Below are 16715 nucleotides of genomic sequence, written 5' to 3' on the forward strand. Positions count from 1 at the left end.
GCTCGCCGCGCGGCCGGAGTGTGTGGCCGCGAGCCGCATCGGCCACAATGGCCCGATGCGCACCCCACCCCCGACACCTACCGAATTCGAGCCCGAATTCGTGGCCGGCCTGCGAGCCATCTTTGAAGAAAAAATCGTCTTCAACCAGGTGCTCGGCCTGAAGATCACCAGCCTCAAACCCGAACGCGTCGCCGCGCGCATCGACATGCGGCATGAGCTCGTGGGCCACTACAGCTACAACCGCATCCACGGCGGCGTGATCAGCGCCGGGCTCGACGCCATGGGCGGCCTGGCCTGTATGGCCGCCATCGGCGCGCGCCACATGGACGAAGCGCCCGAGCAGCGCCTGCACCGCTTCGCCAAACTCGGCACCATCGACCTGCGCATCGACTACCTGCGCCCCGGCATCGGCGAGTTCTTTGAACTGCGCGCCGAAGTCATGCGCCTGGGCTCGCGCGTGGCGAGCACGCGCATGGAGTTTCTGGGGGCCGACGGGAAGCTGCTGTCTTGTGGCTCGGGCGCGTACATCGTGTCGTGAGGCCGGACGCGCATTCAACTGCCGCCATGCCGTTCGGGCTGAGCCTGTCGAAGCCGCAGCGAAGCCGTCGTCTGTTGCACTGGGCCCGCGTGCTCTGGGCCTCGCCCAACACCTTCATCGGCCTCGTGCTCGGCCTGCTGCTGCTCCCGCTGGGCGCGCGCTTTCGGCGGGTGGACGGTGTGCTCGAAATCGCCGCCCTGCGCAGACAGCCCAGGCACCGCTGGCCCTTCGCCGCCATCACCTTCGGCCACGTGATCCTGGGCACCCACGTGCAGGAACTGGAACACCTGCGCGCCCACGAGCGGGTGCACGTGCGGCAGTGCGAGCGCTGGGGGCCGCTGTTCCTGCCGGCGTATTTGCTGGCTGGGGCTTGGCAGTGGGTGCGCGGGCGGCGCGCCTATTGGGACAACCCGTTTGAGGTGGAGGCTCGGCGGGCTGGGGCGGTTGAGTAGGAGATTTCGACCCTGAAGGGTCATCCACAGTCCTGATCTCGTCCCCGCGAAGCTGACGATCGGCCCCCGCACGCATGCGCCCGTTGGTGCCCCCTCAGCAGCGGGCACACATTGGCGGACAGCACTCATGGCGATTCGTTGCTGTCACCGACGCGCCGACGTTTCCCCGGCACGGGCGTGGCTGAATGGCACGCGGGCGGCAGCCTCCGTGTTGCTAAACTCGGCCTGGAGCGGACGCTGCAATCGGTAAGTCTCACCCTCGCCCGCGTGGCCCTGGCCGGTACTCTGGCCACGCGCCGCCGCCGCACCCCTGGCGGCTGATCCAGAATCGAGGCCCCCCGGCCTCGCCCTGACGCATGAACAACGACCTCAGTCTCTGGGACAGCGCACTGCTGCTGCCCGCCAGCTTCGATCAGGCCTGCCTGGGCCTTGAGCGGTTGGAGGCCCAGCGGCCGGGGCCCAACCCCAAGTTCCTCGCCTTGGCGCAGGCGCTGCAGGCCCAGCCTCGCGTGGAGTCCGGCTGGTCGGCCCCGCTGGCCGAACGGGTGCGGCGTGCGCCGGAAGCGGTCTGGAACCTCAGCCTGCCTGCCGACGATCTGGTCTCCGCACTGCAGGCCGTCGTCAACCAGGCCACGGCGCTGGGCCTGGTCGTCTTCTCCGAGCCGCTGGCCATGGTGTTCCTGCCGGGCGGTGGCGTGCTGCCGCCCGAGATGCAGCCGCAATGGGCGGAGCTGACGGCCCAGTTGCAGGACTCGCCGCCGCTCACCAAGACCGAGGTGGCGCAACTCACCGCAACGCTGCTGCGCGAGCGGCTGGCGCCCCATGGTTTCGTGCCTCGCATGATCGGCACGGGCTGGGATGCCGGGTTCGTGCGGCCCACGCTCGACGGCTATCAGAGCGTGCAGATGCGCGTGACGGGCAGTGGCCCCGATTTCAAGTGCATGCTGCGGTGCGGCCATCGCAGCGACGAGGTCGAAACGATCTTCGAGCAGATCTTCGGCAATGAGGTCCGGATACCGGAGACCTTCTGGTTCCATCCGACCGCGTTTGTCGGCGCCAAGTCCGGGTCGGTGCCCATCGAGAACTCTGGCGAAATCCGCGCACTGCTCGACCTCTTCGACCGCCACGCCCTGCCGGTGCTCGAACTGGCGCGTCAGCCTGGAGGCCTGGACCAGGTCATGAACGAGCCGCAGCGGTTCCCGTTCGACTACCCAGGCCTGCATCCGCTCGCGTCGCAGAACCTGGCCGATGAATATGTCTCCTATGGCCGCAACCTGAGCCTGAAGCCACTGATCGTCGCCTGGCTGGCCAGGAACCCGGCGTTCAAGAACCGTGTCGCTGATCTGCGCAAGTTCGTCGAGCAGCGTGTCGACGTCTCGCAAAAGGATCTCGCCCGCGTGGTCGACCATCTGCGCGCCATGCCGGCCTGACGCTTGTGTGCCTGCGGCAGCGTCGACCGGCGCGCGGCGCCCGCTCCAACCGCTGAACGGCTTCGCCAGGCCATGGCGGACCGCGAGGCCGCCTCGGTCGCGCTGGCCAGCGCCGAGCTGCAGGGCGCCTAAGGCCAGATGACGCTCGCGGAGACCAAGCTGGCGCGCGCGCCTGGTCGCGCCGATGGACGGCCTGGTCGTCACCGCCGACGGGGTGCAGCAGCTGGGCAGCCCGTGGAACTGGGCAAGGAGATGTTCAAGGTCGCCTCCGAAGGCTACCGCGTCGTCAGAAGGTTGGAGCGGCCGACGAATCGCGACCCGGCCCAACTACTTTGTCGACCTGCCGACTGCGGGTCACTGCGAAGGTCTTCCACAGGGAGGGGCAAGTTCACGAGGCTGGTGGTTGATTTCGGTGGGGAGGCTGTTGGCCTGACCGAAAGCTTCCGGCCCCGACTGGCGACTCCTGGCCGACTGCAGGCATCCGCCCAGCGCTCCCTCACAGCGGTCGCGAGCGCCCGTGTTCGATGAATTTCTAGCCAGTAGTGCCTTGTCTGGCCAGGGGCCGCAGGTCCCGTCCTGGCCATAATGACTGCGCCGAAAAGTGGGGGAGGCCATCCACTCCCAGCGTTTTGCCAACCCAATCCGATCACACCACCGCCACCTAGGCGGTTCAGCTCAACATGGTTCATCTTCCGCGCACTCGCCTTGCCTCGCTTCGGTGGCGTCTTGTCGCGGTGGACAAATGCTGATGGTTATGTCTCACAAGATGCGCTTCATCGTGGCTGTTTTCGTTGCCGTCGGCATCGCCGTGGCCGGCTTCTTCGCTGGCAGGGCCTATGAGGCCCGACAAATACCACCAGACGGCCGGATCGAAGACTACGCGCTGCAAAACGTCCTCGCCGACCTTGCGTACGCCGGCTACGCAGAGAAGGGCAACTTGACGGCGATACGCAGCTTTTCTGACATGAACCTCAATCTGAATCTCACCCTCGTTCGGCAGCATGCCGGAAGCATCCAAGACGCTGGATTTACCGAGGCGAAAATCCGCACGCTGAATGCCGTGGCGCTGCGTTGGCAGGCCGAAGCGCCATTCACGGGGGCGGACTACCAGCCGACACCCACGAACGCTTTCTGGTTGCCCGAATGGACCCAGAACCATGAGAAGAACCTGCAGATGCTGGCGTGGGCGCAGAGCCAGTGCGCGTCCAGTCCCTCGCTTCAATGTAAAAAGAGCCTGCGTTCAAACGACGGTGACACCTCGTCCAAGCCATGAAAACCGCACCAGCGAAAGCCAAGGCCCTGTTCTCGAATCGCCGGTTCTATCTGGCTTGGGCCTTGGTGTCGGCCGCCGGGCTCACCGTGGCGCGGTACGTCGACCCGTATGTGTTCGGCTTCTCCGCTTTCGGTGCGGCCTTTCTGTCGGGTTTTCTCATCCTGGGCGCCGTTGTTCTGAGCTGGCGTCTTTGGCCTTGGGCCGTTTTGAGCGCCATTCCCACGGTGTTGGCGTTCATGCTGCTGTCCACCTACAAGTGGGCGTAGCCTGGCGCGGGCGGCTGGCCGCCTCAATCCAGCGCCAAGCTGGCCGCCAGATGCCCATACACCGCTGCCACGCGCCGCAGGTGCCGTGATTCCGGGTGCGTCAGCAGCCAGAGCTCGGTCTGGGCGTCGTCGAGCGGCTCGGTGAGTCGCACGAGGTCCGTCCGCGTCTCGGCCAGAAACAGGGGCAGGATGCCCACGCCCAGCCCGAGCGCCACCAGCTCCGCCACGGTCAGGATGCTGTTGACCCGGTAGGCCGGCACGGCCTTGGGGTAGTGGCGCTTGCGCCAGACCACGGAAGGGTGGTCGGGCAGGGCCTCGTCTGGTGCGATCCAGGCTGCATGGCCGGCCTCCACGTCGGCGAGCCGCTTGATGCCGCCCCTCTTCGCCGTGTACAGCGCCACCCGGATGGGGCCAATGCGCTTGCCCACCAGATGCTGTGGCGGCCGCTTCGTCGCCCGCACCGCAATGTCGGCGTCGCGCCGGGTCAGGCTGGCGAGTTCGTTGCCCGTCTGGAGCTCGTAGTCCAGCCGCGGGTGCGCGGTTTTCAGGGCCTTGAGGGCCGGGGCGACCAGGCCGTGCAGCACGGTGTCGGTGGTGGTGATGCGCACCCGGCCGGACACTTGTTCTGGCCGCTGCTGTGCGGCCGTGCGGGCCGCTTCGATCGAGGCCTCCATCTGCTCGGCATGTTCCACCAGCGTCTGGGCAAGCTCCGAGGGCAGGTAGCCGGAGCGTGTGCGCTCAAAGACGCGTTGCCCCAGGCCGCGTTCGAGCCGCTGCAGCGTGCGGAAGACCGTGGACGAATCCACCCCGAGCCGCTCGCCAGCGTCGGCCAGCGTGCCGGCCCGGGCCAGCGCGAGCACGGTCTGCAGGTCGGCGGCGCTCAGGTTGTATTGCATTTGTGCATGCATGGTTTGTCCGTTTGCCATTGCTGATGCGATGCCGCAATCCTACAGTGCAGCCTTCCTGGCTTCACCTCCTTCATCACATGCACACCACGACCCCCCACGAGCCCGGCGCCCACCGTGTCACCACACAGCCCACCGGCCTCGTGCTGGTGTCCCACGCGCTCTGCCCGTATGTGCAGCGCGTTGCCATCGTCCTGGCGGAGAAGGGCATTCCCGTCGAGCGCCGCGACATCGATCTCGCCAACAAGCCGGCCTGGTTTCTGGACATCTCTCCGCTGGGCAAGACGCCGGTGCTGCTGGTGGATGGCGAGCCGGTGTTCGAGTCCGCCGTGATCTGCGAATACCTCGACGACACGCTTCCGCCCAGGCTGCACCCCGAAGACCCGTTGCAGCGGGCGCGCGACAGGGCCTGGATGGAGTTCGGCTCCGCCGTGTTGAACAGCATCGCCGGCTTCTACAACGCCGCCGACGAAGCCGCGCTCCAGGGCCGGGCCCGCGAGATCCGTGGGCGGTTCGAGCAACTGGAGCATGCGCTGGGGGCCGGGCCGTTCTTCCGCGGCGAGGCGTTCTCTGTGGTGGACGCCGTTTTCGGCCCGGTGTTTCGCTACTTCGATACCTTCGACACCATCGCCGAATTCGGCTTCATGGAAGGGCTCCCGCGCGTGATGCGCTGGCGCGGCGCGCTGGCGGCCCGGGCGTCCGTCCGCGATGCCGTGCACCCGGACTACCCCGAGCGGCTGATGGCGTTTCTCCGGCGGCGCCCGTCGGCGCTGGCCGCGCGGGCGGCGGCCTGCGCCCTCTGAATCAGCGCCGAGGCCGCACCCACCACCAGGCCACCGCCACCAGCACCGCAAACGACGTGTAGGCCACCTCGAACACCCACCAAGGCGCATCCCAGTACAGCAGGCGCGAGAGCCAGTGTTCGATGAAGCCTTCCCGGTAGCCGCCTTGTCCGGCCAGGCGCCGCAGGTCCTGTTCCCACACGGTCAGCGGGCAGAGCTGGCCGAGCCAGGTCTGCGCGGCGATGTACAGGATCAGCCCCAGGTGCGTGAACCGCAGGCCGCGGTGGTGCACCCAGCGCCAGCCCAGCGCGCCGCCGATGAGCACCAGCGGCAGCAGGCCGACCACAAACACCACCACGCCCACGTGCAGTGTGAGCAGGGCGTCGGCCAGCAGGGCGGCCCACCTGGGGCTGATGGGGTTCATGCGGCCATGGTACGAGGACGCAAAAAAACCGCCAGCACACAAGGCACTGGCGGCTGCTGCGCATGGCCTACCGAGGCAGGCGGCGCGACATCAAAACCGGGCTTTATTTGGCGTCGATCTGCATGTATTCCGAGACCACTTTCCAGCGGTTCTCCTGCAGTTGCGACAGGCGCGTGGCGTTGCTGCCCAGGCGCTTGGTGGGGCTGAAGGTCATCTCGGCGCTGCCGAAGATGTCGGGCGGGATCTTCATGGTGTCCATGGCCTTGATGAAGCTCTCGGTGCTGAGGTTGGGGCCGGCCTTGCCAGCGGCTTTCAGGAAGGTGTCGACCAGGCTGTAGCCATAGACGGAGAACACGGTCGGGTCTTCGTTGAACTTGGTCTTGTACTTGTTGGCCCAGAAGCGGATCGGCTGCGAAGCTTCGTCGGTGTAGGGGTTCTGCACCGTCATGGTGGCGTACAGGCCGTTCATGGCCGGGCCGCCGAGCTTGTGGATCAGGTCGGTGTAGGCCGCGCTGGAGCCGACGAAGGTGGGGTTGAAGCCCAGGCGCTTGGCGGTGGCGATGCCGCCGATGGTCTCTCGGATGATGGTGCCCAGCACGACCATGTCGCACTGGCTGGCCTGCAGCTTCTGCATCTGCGAGGCGAAGTCGGTGGCGCCGCGTTTGTAGCTGGTTTCTTCGGCCAGGGTCATGCCGATGGACTTCAGGCCTTCTTCGGCGCCGCGTTTCACTTCCAGGCCGAACTCGTCGTCCTGGTACATGGTGCAGACCTTCTTGGCGCCCTTGTCTTTCACCAGCTTGGGCACGGCGATCTTCATCTGGTCGAAGTAGGGGGCGGCGAAGCTGTACTTGAGCTTGTGGAAGGGCTCGTACATCTCGCGCGCGGCGGTCACGGGGAAGAAGTTGACCACGTTCTTCTGGAACTGCACCGGCATGGCGGCCATGTTCTGCGCGGTGCCGATGTGGCCCACCATGGCGAAGATCTTGTCCTGGTTCACCAGCTTCTGCGCGGCCAGCACGGCGCGGCGCGGGTCGTAGGCGGAGTCTTCCACCAGCAGCTTGATCTTGCGGCCGTTGACGCCGCCCTGCTCGTTGACCTCGTCCACGCGCAGCATCATGCCCAGGCGCACCTGCTTGCCAAAGCCGGCGATGGGGCCGGACAAGTCCTGGATCGAGCCCAGCACGATTTCGTCTTTGCTCACGCCCTGCGACTGGGCCAACGCGGTGCCGCCGGTCAGCGCCAGCGCGGCGCCGATCAAAGAGAGTCTGGCTTTCATGGGGGTGGTCTCCTGGGGTTGTTTCGGGCGGTTGTTGTGGGGTGACAGGCTGGGTCGGTCTGCAGGGCGCTCTAGCGGTACATGGCGTCGATCTGCGGGGCGTATTTCTGTTGCACGAGTTTGCGCTTGAGTTTCATGGTGGGGGTGAGTTCTTCGTCTTCGGCGCTGAGCTGGGTGTCGAGCAGGAAGAACTTCTTGATCTGTTCCACGCGGGCAAATTTCTTGTTCACGCGGTCGATCTCGGTCTGGATCAAGGCCTGCACCTCGGGCGCGCGGGTGAGGCTGGCGTAGTTCGAGAACGGCACGTCGTGGTCCTGCGCATACTTTTCCACGTTCTCCTGGTCGATCATGATGATCACGGTGAGGTAGGCCCGCTGGTCGCCGATCACCACCGCGTCGGTCACGTAGGGCGAGAACTTCAGTTCGTTTTCGAGCTCGCTCGGGGTGATGTTCTTGCCGCCTGCGGTGATGATGATGTCTTTCATGCGGTCGGTGATGCGGAAAAACCCTTCCTCGTCGACCGTGCCCACGTCGCCGGTGCGCAGCCAGCCGTCTTTGTCGAAGGTCTCGGTGGTCTTTTCCGGCTGGTTCAGGTAGCCCATGAACACGTTGGGGCCGCGCACCAGGATCTCGCTGGTGAGCGCGTCCAGCCGCACCTCGTTGTACGACGCGGCCGGCCCGATGGAGCCGGGCTTGATGCGGCTGGCGGGGATCCCGGTGGCGGCGCCGCAGGTCTCCGTCATGCCCCACACCTCCAGCATGGGCACGCCCAGCGCCAGGTACCAGCGCACCAGCTCGGGCGAGATAGGCGCGGCGCCCGTGACGAGAAAGCGTGCGCGGTGGATGCCGATGATCTTGCGCACGTTGTCCAGCACCAGCAGGCGCGCCAGCCGGAACTGCAGGCGCAAGCCACCGGGCACTTCCTGCCCCGCCATCACGTGTTCGGCCACGCGCTGGCCCACGCCGATGGCCCAGGCGTAGGCGGCCTGCTGCAGCGCGCTGGCCTCCTTGAGCGCGATCATCACGCCCGAATAGAACTTTTCCCACACGCGGGGCACGGCGGTGAACACCGTGGGCGCGATCTCGCGCACGTTCTCGGGCACGGTCTCGGGGTTCTCCACGAAGTTGAGCTTCGCGCCGGTGTAGAGCGAAAAATACTCGCCACCCAGGCGCTCGGCGATGTGGCACAGCGGCAGGAAACACATGCACTCGTCGCGCTCGTCGCGCGCGATCAGCGTGTTGTAGCCGCGCACGGTGTAGACCAGGCCCTGGTGGCTGTGCATGGCGCCTTTCGGCTTGCCCGTGGTGCCCGAGGTGTAGACCAGGACCGCGAGGTCGGCGGGGTGGCAGCCGGCCACGCGCTCTTGCAGCAGGCCGGGGTGGGCTTGGGCATGTTCGCGGCCCAGGGCGCGCAGGGCTTCGAGGCTGATCACCTGCGGGTCGTTCAGTTCGCGCAGGCCCTCCATGTCGAACACCACGATCTTCTTCAGGCGGGGCAGCCGCTCGCGCACTTCCAGCGCCTTGTCGAGCTGTTCGTCGTCTTCCACGAACAGCACGGTGGTGCCCGAGTCTTCGCAAAGGAACTGCACCTGCTCGGCTGCGTCGGTGGGGTAGACGCCGTTGGACACTCCGCCCGCGCTCAGCACGGCCAGATCGGCCAGCACCCATTCCACGGTGGTGTTGGAGAGCACGGAGGCCGTCTCGTGCGGCGCAAAGCCCAGCGCCATCAGCCCGTGGGCGATCTCGCGCACGGCTTCGCCGGTCTGGTCCCAGGTCCAGCTGCGCCAGATGCCGAACTCTTTCTGCCGCATCCACACATGGGGGCCGCGCCGCTGCACCGCGTTCCAGAACAGCGTGGGAATGGTGTCGCCGGGCAGCACGACCTCGGTCTGCGGGCGGATGTGGGAGAGGTCCCAGAGGTAGCTCATCGTCATCTCCAGTTCTTCTTCTTTTTCCAGCGCCGGTCGGCGCGCACGCCCGCTTCCTTCATCCCCAGGTAGAACTCCTTGATGTCGTCCTTCTCGCGCAGGCGCGCACAGGTGTCTTCCATCACGATGCGGCCGTTTTCCAGTACGTAGCCGTAGTCGGACGCGTTGAGCGCCATGTTGGCGTTCTGCTCGACCAGCAGGATGGTGGTGCCGCGCTCGCGGTTGATGCGCACCACGATCTCGAAGATCTCCTTGGTGAGCTTCGGGCTCAGGCCCAGGCTGGGTTCGTCCAGCAGGATCAGGTCGGGGTTGGCCATCAGCGCGCGGCTGATCGCCAGCATCTGCTGCTGCCCGCCCGAGAGCAGGCCGGCGTCCTGCACGGCGCGCTCGCGCAGGATGGGGAAGTAGGTGAATACCGCCTCCATGTCGCGCGCCACGCCATCGCGGTCTTTGCGGGTGTAGGCGCCCATGAGCAGGTTGTCGCGCACCGAGAGCAGCGGGAACACCTCGCGCCCCTCGGGCACGTGGCTCAGGCCCAGCTGCACGATGGCGGCCGGGTCCTGCGCGGTGATGTTCTCGCCCTTGAACTCGATGCTGCCCTTGCGCGGGTCGATGATGCCGCTGATGGTCTTGAGGATGGTGGTCTTGCCCGCGCCGTTGGAGCCCAGCACGGTGGCGATCTCGCCACGGCGCACCTGCAGGCTCACACCGCGGATCGCCTTGATGGGGCCGTAGGCGCTCTCGACGTTGAGCAGCTTGAGCACCGCGTTGTCGGTCACGGGCGCGGTCATAGGGCCCCCACGCTTGTCGCTGCGCGTACTGCGCTGCCCCCCAGGGGGGCGTTCGAACCTTGGGGCGGCCCGGCGGTTCTCATGCTGTCGTCCTCACGTGGTTCTCCCGGCGCAGGCTGGACACGTCGTCCACCGTGCCCAGGTAGGCCTCGATCACGCCGGGGTCGTTCTGCACCTCGGCCGGCGTGCCGGTGGCCAGCTCTTCGCCCATGCTCATGGCCAGCACGCGGTCGGACACCTTGGACACCAGCGTCATGTCGTGTTCGACCATCAGCACCGTGATGCCGAGCTCGTTCTTGATGTCGGTGATCCAGAACGCCATGTCTTCGGTCTCCTCCACGTTCAGGCCCGAAGACGGCTCGTCCAGCAGCAGCAGCTTCGGCTCGGTGCACAGCGCCCGCGCCAGCTCCACCACCTTGCGCACGCCGTAGGGCAGGCCGGCGATCATCGACTCGCGGTGGTGCTGCAGGTTCAGGAAGTCGATCACCTGCTCGACCTTGGCGCGCGCCTCGATCTCGGCGGCGCGCGTCTTGCCGGTGAAGAAGATTTCGCTCCACAGGCCGGTGCGGCGGTGCGTGTGGCGGCCGATCAGCAGGTTCTGCAGAACCGTTGCATGCTCGAACAGCTCGATGTTCTGGAACGTGCGCGCGATGCCCAGGCCGGCGATCTTGTGCGGTGGCTGCTCGGTGAGCCGCAACGTACCGTTCGGGCCCGCGAAATCGATGTGGCCGGTGGTGGGCGTGTAGATGCGGCTGATGAGGTTGAACACCGTCGTCTTGCCCGCGCCGTTGGGCCCGATCAGGGTGAACACCTCGCCCTTCTTCACGTCGAAGCTCACGTTGTTCACCGCGAGCACGCCACCGAAGCGCACGCTGAGGTTTTTCGCTGAAAGAAGGATGTCGTCGTTCATTTCAACCGGTCCGATTTCTGGAACGTCTTCTGGCGTTTGAACAGGCCACGCCGGTAGAACGGAAACAGCTGGAACCAGGTGCGCACCTTGAGCCAACGGCCGTACAGGCCCATGGGCTCGAACAGCACGAAGGCGATCAGCACCAGGCCATACACGGTGCCCTGCAGGCCGGCGGCCTGACCGATGGCGTCGGGCAGGTGGTCCTTGCCCAGGGCGATCAGCTGCGGCATCACGATGAGGAAGATGGCGCCGAGGAAGGCGCCGTGGATCGAGCCCAGTCCGCCGATCACCACCATGAGCAGCAGGTCGATCGACTGGATGATGCTGAACTGCTCGGGCGAGAGGAACTGGATCTTGTGCGCGTAGAGCGCGCCGCCGATGCCCGCGAGCGCGGCCGAGAGCGCGAACGACAGCGTCTTGTAGCGCGCGAGGTGGATGCCCATGCTCTGCGCCGAAATCTCCGAATCGCGGATCGCCACGAAGGCGCGCCCGGTGCTGGAGCGCATGAGGTTGACGATGGCCAGCGTGGCGCCCACCGTGACCACGAGGCAGAGGAAATAGAACTCGTTGGTGCTCTCCAGCTCCCAGCCGAACAGCGCGGGCGGGTTCACCGACAGGCCCGAGTTGCCGCCGGTCACGCTTTCCCAGCGCGCCAGCGCCTCCTCCACGATGAAGCCGAACGCCAGCGTGGCCATGCCGAGGTAGATGCCCTTGACGCGCAGCGCCGGCAGCCCCACCACCATGCCCACGGCCGCGGACAACAGGCCAGCGCAGGCCAGCGCCAGCGGAAACGGCAGCCCGGCGTTGACCATCACGGCCTGGGTGTACGCGCCCACGCCGAGGAACGCCGCATGGCCCAGCGAAAACAGGCCGGTGAAGCCGGCCAGCAGCATCAGCCCCAGGCCCACCACGGCGTAGATCAGCACAAAGGTGAGCTGCGCCAGCCAGTACTCCTCGATCAGCCAGGGCGCGGCCAGCAGGAACAGGCCCAGCAGGCTGTACCAGAACACGTGCCCGCCGTGTTTGGCGAGCTGGATGTCCTGGTTGTAGTCCGTTTTAAAAATGAAGCGCATGTTCTTGATCGGTTGGGGGCAGAGCACATCGCTTCGCGAGTGGTCTGACCCGCAAGGTCTAGACCTTTTTCCTGAGTTTCTCGCCAAAGAGGCCGTTGGGCTTGAGCACCAGCATGATCAGCACCACGATGTAGGGCGCGATGTCCTTGAAGCCTTCGGGCAGATAGAAGCCCGAGAACGCTTCGACGATGCCGATCACCAGCCCGCCCACGATGGCGCCGGGCAGGCTGCTGAAGCCGCCCACCACGGCAGCGGGGAAGGCCTTGAGGCCGATGAAGCCCATGTTGGCGTGCACGAAGGTGATGGGCGCGAGCAGCAGGCCGGCGATGGCCGCCACGCCCGCGGCCAGGCCCCACACCAGGCCGTTGAGCCGCTTGACCGGAATGCCCATGTAGTAGGCCGCGAGCTGGTTTTGCGACGAGGCCTGCATGGCCAGACCGAGCCGGGAGTAGCGGAACATGGCGAACAGCCCGGCGCACAACACGCCGGTGACCCCGATCACCACGATCTGCTCGGCCGAGACCACCAGCGTGCCCAGGCGCAGCACCTCACCCGCGTAGGGAACGGCCAGGGTGTGGGTGTCGGTGCCGATGTTGGGAATCATGGTGATCGCGCCGCGCAGCACGTAGCCCACACCGATGGTGAGCATGACGATGGAGAAGGCGGGCTGGCCGAGGATGGGGCGGATCACCAGGCGCTCCAGCGCGACACCGAACGCGCCCATGCCGACGATGGCGGCCGGCACCGACAGCCAGAACGGAAAGCCCAGCACGGTCATGGCGGCCAGACCACCGAACGCGCCCACCATCATCAGGTCGCCCTGGGCGAAGCTCACCGTTTCGGTGGCCTTGTAGATCAGCACGAACCCCAGGGCGATCAGGCCGTAGATGCAGCCCTGGGCCACACCGCTGATGAGCAGTTGCAGCAGTTGCACGCTTGTCTCCTGTGGAGCCCGGACACGCTGGCCGCTGCTGCTGGCAGGGTGGCGGGACGTCCTGTTGTTGTGGGCTGTTTATAGCTGGCCGACCCCACTCTGGCGCTAGGGGTTGACCCCCATCCGCAGTCGCCCAGGTTCCAGCGCCGGGCGGGTTGGCTCATATTTATGAAAAGCAAATGCTTGGCAAAAATAGGCCGGGGCCGTATCCTGTCGCTTCCACTTTGTTTGGCATGCCATGAAGTCCATCCGCATCGGTGCCGGCCTCGGTTTTTACGGCGACAACTGGGAGCCCGTGGCCGCGAGCATCGAGCGCGGCGGCGTGCGGTTCATCGCCAGCGACCACCTGGCCGAACTCACCCTCGCCATCCTGCAGAAAGACCGCCAGCGCGACCCGGCGCTGGGCTACGCGCGCGACGTGGTGCCCATGCTGCTGCGCCTGTGGCCGCTGATGCGCGAGCGCGGTGTGCGCTTCGTCTGCAACGCGGGTGGCCTGAACCCGATGGGCGCGGCGCAGGCGGTGCTGGCCGCGTTCGCCGCCAAGGGCTGGCAGGCGCGCATCGCGGTGGTGAGCGGCGACGACGTGTTGCCGCGTTTGCTGGACGCTTCGACCCCGTCGGACGAACTGACCCATCTGTTCACCGGCGAGTCGGTTTCGCAGGTGCGCGAGCGGCTGGTGTTCGGCAACGCCTACCTGGGCGCGGCGCCCATCGTGCAGGCGCTGGACGCCGGGGCCGACATCGTGATCACCGGCCGCGTGGCCGACGCGGCGCTCTTTCTCGGGCCACTGGTGCACGGCCTGGGCTGGACGCTCGGCGGCGCCACCGAGCCGCAAGACCTGAACCGCCTCGCGCAGGGTCTCACCGTGGGGCACCTGCTCGAATGTTCGGGCCAGGGCAGCGGCGGCAACTTCGGCAGCCAGGGCGCGTGGCAGGCCATCCCCGATCTGGCGCACATCGGCTATCCCATCGCCGAGGTCTGGGAAGACGGCACGGCGCTGATCACCAAGGCGCCCGGCACCGGCGGGCGGGTGAACTTCGACACCGTGCGCCAGCAACTGCTCTACGAGGTGCACAACCCGCACGCCTACCACTCGCCCGACGTGGTGCTGGACATGGGCGGCATCGTGCTGCACGACGAGGGCCACGACCGCGTGCGCCTGACCGGCGCGCGCGGCCAGGCGCCGGGGCCGATGCTCAAGGTGGTGGCGGGTTACCGCGATGGCTACAAGGCCGAGGTGACCTGGGGCTTCTCGTGGCCCGACGCCTGGGACAAGGCGCAGGCCGCCACCGCCACCATCCGCCAGTTGCTGCAGGACAAGTGCATCCCGCACGACGAGTTGTTCGTGGAGTACCCGGGCCTGAATTCGGCCCACGGCGCGCTGGCGCCGCTGCCCGACGCGGCCGCGCTCAACGCCATGAACGAGGTCTGGACGCGGCTGGTGCTGCGCACGCCGGCGAAGTCCGCCGCCGACGGCTTTGGCCGCCTGTTTCCCTGGCTGGCCTTGAGCGGCCCCGCCTACACCTGCGGCTTCAACGGTCTGCACAACACCAGCGAGCTGCTGGGCATCTGGCCCACGCTGATTGCGCGCGCGCTGGTGGAGCCGAACATCCAGGTAGACCTGTTGGGAGGTGCCCCATGAGCAAGACCTTGCGCATTCCCCTGGCCCGCATCGCCCACGCACGCAGCGGCGACAAGGCCGACTGGGTGGACTTCGGCCTGTTCGCCTGGAACCTGGCGGGCTACCGGCTGCTGGAGCGCGAGGTCACGGCCGCTCGCGTGCGCGCGCACTTCGCGCCCTGGCTGCCGGGCGAGGTGGACGCCTGGGCGCTGCCGAACATCCTGGCGCTGAAATTCGTGCTGCGCGGCGCGCTGCAGGGCGGCGGCGCGCGCAACCTGCGGCTGGACAACCTCGGCAAGGCCATGGCGGGTGCGCTGCTGCGGCTGGAGATCGAGGTGACGGAGGCCGAGTTGGCCGAGGCACTGGACACGCCGCGCGTGGGCTGGTGGGGCGATGTTCCTCCCTCTCCCTCTGGGAGAGGGTTGGGGTGAGGGCCCGTCCGCCCGCCCGTCCGTTCGAAAGACTGAAATGAAGTCCTCCGCCGTCACCACCGAAAAACAGGGCGACATCTGGGTCGTCACCCTGAACCGCCCCGAAGCGCGCAACGCCGTCGACAGCCCGACCGCGTTGGCCCTGCACGCCGCCTTCCTGGCCTTCGAAGACGACCCCGACGCGAAAGTCGCGGTGTTCCACGGTGCCAATGGCCACTTCTGCGCCGGCTGGGACTTGCAATACGGCGCCCGGCTGGCCGCATCGGGCGGGTCCGGCGGGCTGGACCAGCTGGACTTCGATGCGGAAGACCCGCGCGCCCTAGGCCCCATGGGCCCGTCGCGCCTGCGCCTGTCCAAACCGGTGATCGCCGCGGTGAGCGGCGCGGCCGTGGCCGGCGGCATGGAACTCGCGCTCTGGTGCGACCTGCGCGTGATGGAAGAAGACGCCTACTTTGGCGTCTATTGCCGGCGCTTCGGCGTGCCGCTGATCGACGGTGGCACGGTGCGCCTGCCGCGCCTGATCGGCATGGGCCACGCCATGGACCTGATCCTCACCGGTCGCCAGATCGAAGCGGACGAAGCGCTGCGGATCGGCCTGGCCAACCGCGTGGTGCCCACCGGCACGGCGCGCGCAGCGGCGATCGCACTCGCGCAACAGCTGGCGGCCTTCCCACAGGCCACGATGCGCGCCGACCGCGAGAGCGCTTTCGCCCAGTGGGACCTGCCGCTGGGCGAGGCCCTGCAGCAGGAGTGGCAACGCGGCAAGGCCCGCATCCCCGATGCGCTGGAAGGGGCCACGCGCTTCGCGCAAGGGCAGGGCCGCCACGGCCGGTTCTGAACCGGTCGGGAGCCCCAGGCTCTGCGCTATGAGGCCGATCAGAACCGATAGATGTATCCGACGCTGACCCTCGACTGGCTGGACTTCTCAACCAGCGGGCTGTCCTTGATGGCGTCGCCATATCCCGTGACGCCGAGGTCGAGGAACACGGTGTGTTGGCGCGCAGGGCTGTAGTCGACGCGAAGTCCTGCCTCCACGCCGGTGCTGGAGTCGCCCTGGTAGGCGCTGCGCGTCGCGGTCGCCTCCGAAGCCTTCACGCCGTAGTAGTACTCGACATACTTGCGGTCGTAGAACTCCGCGCCCAGGCGGGGGGTGATCCCGAACGATCCCATCCCAAAGCGGTGATCCACCTGGAGCTTGAAGCGCGAACCCTTGCTGTTGCCCGAAGCGTCGCCCAGCAGTTCGGCGGAGACGTTCGCGATGTCGTTTTTCCAGATCGCCGCGCCACCGGCCCAGACGCTGCCCTTGCGTTCATCCATGCCAGCGAGATAAGGGGAGTCTTCGCTCTCGTATCCGTCGCCCGCGTAGCGCGCCCTCAGCCGGAAGGACAGGGCGGGGGAGGTGTACAGCTTGACATCCACCCGGGGGACACCAACGCTGACCCACTTGTTTTCAAAGTTGAGAATGGGCAGGGGAGTGTTGTCCCTGTCGATGTCGCGATAGGCCTTCTGCACGCTGGCGGCACCCAGGCCCAGCGACCACTGCGACTCGGAGCCGCTTGCGCTTGGGGTGCTCTGGGCCATGGCCACGGACGACCCGCACAGGATGACGCCCAGCGTTGTCGCCGCTGCGCGCGTGGTGCGCACGGTCGCCGTGGTGTGGAAGAAGCGATTCATGATGTGC

18 protein-coding genes are annotated in these 16715 nt (G+C 67.0%); 9 read left to right on the plus strand and 9 right to left on the minus strand.

Annotation, left to right across the window (positions count from 1 at the left end; all coding sequences use genetic code 11):
- The first annotated feature begins 55 nt into the window (after positions 1 to 55).
- From KIH07_RS08020 to KIH07_RS08040, 5 genes are all read left to right on the plus strand, one after another.
- Entirely contained in the window at positions 56 to 538 is a 483-nt protein-coding gene (locus KIH07_RS08020; protein WP_226491470.1) for a thioesterase family protein, read from the plus strand.
- Positions 539 to 564: 26 nt separating this feature from the next.
- Entirely contained in the window at positions 565 to 990 is a 426-nt protein-coding gene (locus KIH07_RS08025; protein ID WP_226491471.1) for a signal peptide prediction, read from the plus strand.
- Between the two features lie 356 nt (positions 991 to 1346).
- A complete protein-coding gene (locus KIH07_RS08030; protein WP_226491472.1) occupies positions 1347 to 2420 on the plus strand; it encodes a hypothetical protein in 1074 nt (357 codons plus the stop codon).
- Positions 2421 to 3168: 748 nt separating this feature from the next.
- Positions 3169 to 3693 (plus strand): hypothetical protein, encoded by a 525-nt coding sequence (locus tag KIH07_RS08035; protein ID WP_226491473.1) that lies wholly within the window; start codon positions 3169 to 3171, stop codon positions 3691 to 3693.
- Positions 3690 to 3959: a hypothetical protein gene (locus KIH07_RS08040; RefSeq protein WP_226491474.1), complete on the plus strand. Its 270-nt coding sequence runs from the start codon at positions 3690 to 3692 to the stop codon at positions 3957 to 3959. The genes KIH07_RS08035 and KIH07_RS08040 overlap by 4 nt, the downstream gene beginning before the upstream one ends.
- 23 nt (positions 3960 to 3982) lie before the next feature.
- Here the strand turns inward: KIH07_RS08040 and KIH07_RS08045 are convergent, their stop codons facing one another.
- The gene (locus KIH07_RS08045; RefSeq protein WP_226491475.1) at positions 3983 to 4867 is read right to left on the minus strand and encodes a LysR family transcriptional regulator; all 885 of its coding nucleotides are present in this window, start codon (positions 4865 to 4867) and stop codon (positions 3983 to 3985) included.
- 77 nt (positions 4868 to 4944) lie between these two features.
- Between KIH07_RS08045 and KIH07_RS08050 the strand changes: the two genes are divergently transcribed.
- The gene (locus KIH07_RS08050) at positions 4945 to 5667 is read left to right on the plus strand and encodes a glutathione S-transferase family protein (protein ID WP_226491476.1); all 723 of its coding nucleotides are present in this window, start codon (positions 4945 to 4947) and stop codon (positions 5665 to 5667) included.
- 1 nt (position 5668) lies between these two features.
- On the opposite strand, the gene KIH07_RS08055 is transcribed toward KIH07_RS08050, so the two are convergent.
- The 7 genes from KIH07_RS08055 to KIH07_RS08085 all read right to left on the minus strand — a co-directional run bounded on the left by KIH07_RS08055 (position 5669) and on the right by KIH07_RS08085 (position 12982).
- Positions 5669 to 6070 carry a DUF2784 domain-containing protein gene (locus tag KIH07_RS08055; RefSeq protein WP_226491477.1) on the minus strand — a complete coding sequence of 134 codons (402 nt, stop codon included), beginning with the start codon at positions 6068 to 6070 and terminating at the stop codon, positions 5669 to 5671.
- A 103-nt stretch (positions 6071 to 6173) separates the two neighbouring features.
- Complete coding sequence (locus tag KIH07_RS08060; RefSeq protein WP_226491478.1) at positions 6174 to 7346, minus strand: ABC transporter substrate-binding protein; 1173 nt, start codon at positions 7344 to 7346, stop codon at positions 6174 to 6176.
- A 71-nt stretch (positions 7347 to 7417) separates the two neighbouring features.
- Positions 7418 to 9274: an AMP-dependent synthetase/ligase gene (locus KIH07_RS08065; protein ID WP_226491479.1), complete on the minus strand. Its 1857-nt coding sequence runs from the start codon at positions 9272 to 9274 to the stop codon at positions 7418 to 7420.
- A 2-nt stretch (positions 9275 to 9276) separates the two neighbouring features.
- A complete protein-coding gene (locus KIH07_RS08070; RefSeq protein WP_226491480.1) occupies positions 9277 to 10065 on the minus strand; it encodes an ABC transporter ATP-binding protein in 789 nt (262 codons plus the stop codon).
- A 79-nt stretch (positions 10066 to 10144) separates the two neighbouring features.
- Positions 10145 to 10975: an ABC transporter ATP-binding protein gene (locus tag KIH07_RS08075; protein WP_226491481.1), complete on the minus strand. Its 831-nt coding sequence runs from the start codon at positions 10973 to 10975 to the stop codon at positions 10145 to 10147.
- Positions 10972 to 12048 carry a branched-chain amino acid ABC transporter permease gene (locus KIH07_RS08080; RefSeq protein WP_226491482.1) on the minus strand — a complete coding sequence of 359 codons (1077 nt, stop codon included), beginning with the start codon at positions 12046 to 12048 and terminating at the stop codon, positions 10972 to 10974. The genes KIH07_RS08075 and KIH07_RS08080 overlap by 4 nt, the downstream gene beginning before the upstream one ends.
- Before the next feature lie 58 nt (positions 12049 to 12106).
- A complete protein-coding gene (locus KIH07_RS08085; RefSeq protein WP_226491483.1) occupies positions 12107 to 12982 on the minus strand; it encodes a branched-chain amino acid ABC transporter permease in 876 nt (291 codons plus the stop codon).
- A gap of 238 nt (positions 12983 to 13220) precedes the next feature.
- Between KIH07_RS08085 and KIH07_RS08090 the strand changes: the two genes are divergently transcribed.
- The 3 genes from KIH07_RS08090 to KIH07_RS08100 are packed head-to-tail and all read left to right on the plus strand — an operon-like array spanning position 13221 to position 15872.
- The gene (locus tag KIH07_RS08090) at positions 13221 to 14624 is read left to right on the plus strand and encodes an acyclic terpene utilization AtuA family protein (protein ID WP_226491484.1); all 1404 of its coding nucleotides are present in this window, start codon (positions 13221 to 13223) and stop codon (positions 14622 to 14624) included.
- Positions 14621 to 15034 (plus strand): hypothetical protein, encoded by a 414-nt coding sequence (locus tag KIH07_RS08095; RefSeq protein ID WP_226491485.1) that lies wholly within the window; start codon positions 14621 to 14623, stop codon positions 15032 to 15034. Before KIH07_RS08090 ends, KIH07_RS08095 begins: the two co-directional genes overlap by 4 nt.
- A gap of 37 nt (positions 15035 to 15071) precedes the next feature.
- A complete protein-coding gene (locus tag KIH07_RS08100) occupies positions 15072 to 15872 on the plus strand; it encodes a crotonase/enoyl-CoA hydratase family protein (RefSeq protein WP_226491486.1) in 801 nt (266 codons plus the stop codon).
- Positions 15873 to 15910: 38 nt separating this feature from the next.
- On the opposite strand, the gene KIH07_RS08105 is transcribed toward KIH07_RS08100, so the two are convergent.
- Positions 15911 to 16708, minus strand: coding sequence for a MipA/OmpV family protein (locus KIH07_RS08105; protein WP_226491487.1), 798 nt, complete (start codon positions 16706 to 16708; stop codon positions 15911 to 15913).
- Positions 16709 to 16715 lie beyond the last annotated feature (7 nt).

Source organism: Hydrogenophaga taeniospiralis (assembly GCF_020510445.1).
Taxonomy (GTDB): Bacteria; Pseudomonadota; Gammaproteobacteria; order Burkholderiales; family Burkholderiaceae_C; genus Hydrogenophaga.

What these genes read in the sequence shown, in the direction of transcription:
- KIH07_RS08020 (WP_226491470.1), top strand. Translation starts at nt 56, where the DNA reads ATGCGCACCCCACCCCCGACACCTACCGAATTCGAGCCCGAATTCGTG.
- KIH07_RS08025 (WP_226491471.1), top strand. Translation starts at nt 565, where the DNA reads ATGCCGTTCGGGCTGAGCCTGTCGAAGCCGCAGCGAAGCCGTCGTCTG.
- KIH07_RS08030 (WP_226491472.1), top strand. Translation starts at nt 1,347, where the DNA reads ATGAACAACGACCTCAGTCTCTGGGACAGCGCACTGCTGCTGCCCGCC.
- KIH07_RS08035 (WP_226491473.1), top strand. Translation starts at nt 3,169, where the DNA reads ATGGTTATGTCTCACAAGATGCGCTTCATCGTGGCTGTTTTCGTTGCC.
- KIH07_RS08040 (WP_226491474.1), top strand. Translation starts at nt 3,690, where the DNA reads ATGAAAACCGCACCAGCGAAAGCCAAGGCCCTGTTCTCGAATCGCCGG.
- KIH07_RS08045 (WP_226491475.1), bottom strand. Translation starts at nt 4,867, where the DNA reads ATGCATGCACAAATGCAATACAACCTGAGCGCCGCCGACCTGCAGACC.
- KIH07_RS08050 (WP_226491476.1), top strand. Translation starts at nt 4,945, where the DNA reads ATGCACACCACGACCCCCCACGAGCCCGGCGCCCACCGTGTCACCACA.
- KIH07_RS08055 (WP_226491477.1), bottom strand. Translation starts at nt 6,070, where the DNA reads ATGAACCCCATCAGCCCCAGGTGGGCCGCCCTGCTGGCCGACGCCCTG.
- KIH07_RS08060 (WP_226491478.1), bottom strand. Translation starts at nt 7,346, where the DNA reads ATGAAAGCCAGACTCTCTTTGATCGGCGCCGCGCTGGCGCTGACCGGC.
- KIH07_RS08065 (WP_226491479.1), bottom strand. Translation starts at nt 9,274, where the DNA reads ATGAGCTACCTCTGGGACCTCTCCCACATCCGCCCGCAGACCGAGGTC.
- KIH07_RS08070 (WP_226491480.1), bottom strand. Translation starts at nt 10,065, where the DNA reads ATGACCGCGCCCGTGACCGACAACGCGGTGCTCAAGCTGCTCAACGTC.
- KIH07_RS08075 (WP_226491481.1), bottom strand. Translation starts at nt 10,975, where the DNA reads ATGAACGACGACATCCTTCTTTCAGCGAAAAACCTCAGCGTGCGCTTC.
- KIH07_RS08080 (WP_226491482.1), bottom strand. Translation starts at nt 12,048, where the DNA reads ATGCGCTTCATTTTTAAAACGGACTACAACCAGGACATCCAGCTCGCC.
- KIH07_RS08090 (WP_226491484.1), top strand. Translation starts at nt 13,221, where the DNA reads ATGAAGTCCATCCGCATCGGTGCCGGCCTCGGTTTTTACGGCGACAAC.
- KIH07_RS08095 (WP_226491485.1), top strand. Translation starts at nt 14,621, where the DNA reads ATGAGCAAGACCTTGCGCATTCCCCTGGCCCGCATCGCCCACGCACGC.
- KIH07_RS08100 (WP_226491486.1), top strand. Translation starts at nt 15,072, where the DNA reads ATGAAGTCCTCCGCCGTCACCACCGAAAAACAGGGCGACATCTGGGTC.
- KIH07_RS08105 (WP_226491487.1), bottom strand. Translation starts at nt 16,708, where the DNA reads ATGAATCGCTTCTTCCACACCACGGCGACCGTGCGCACCACGCGCGCA.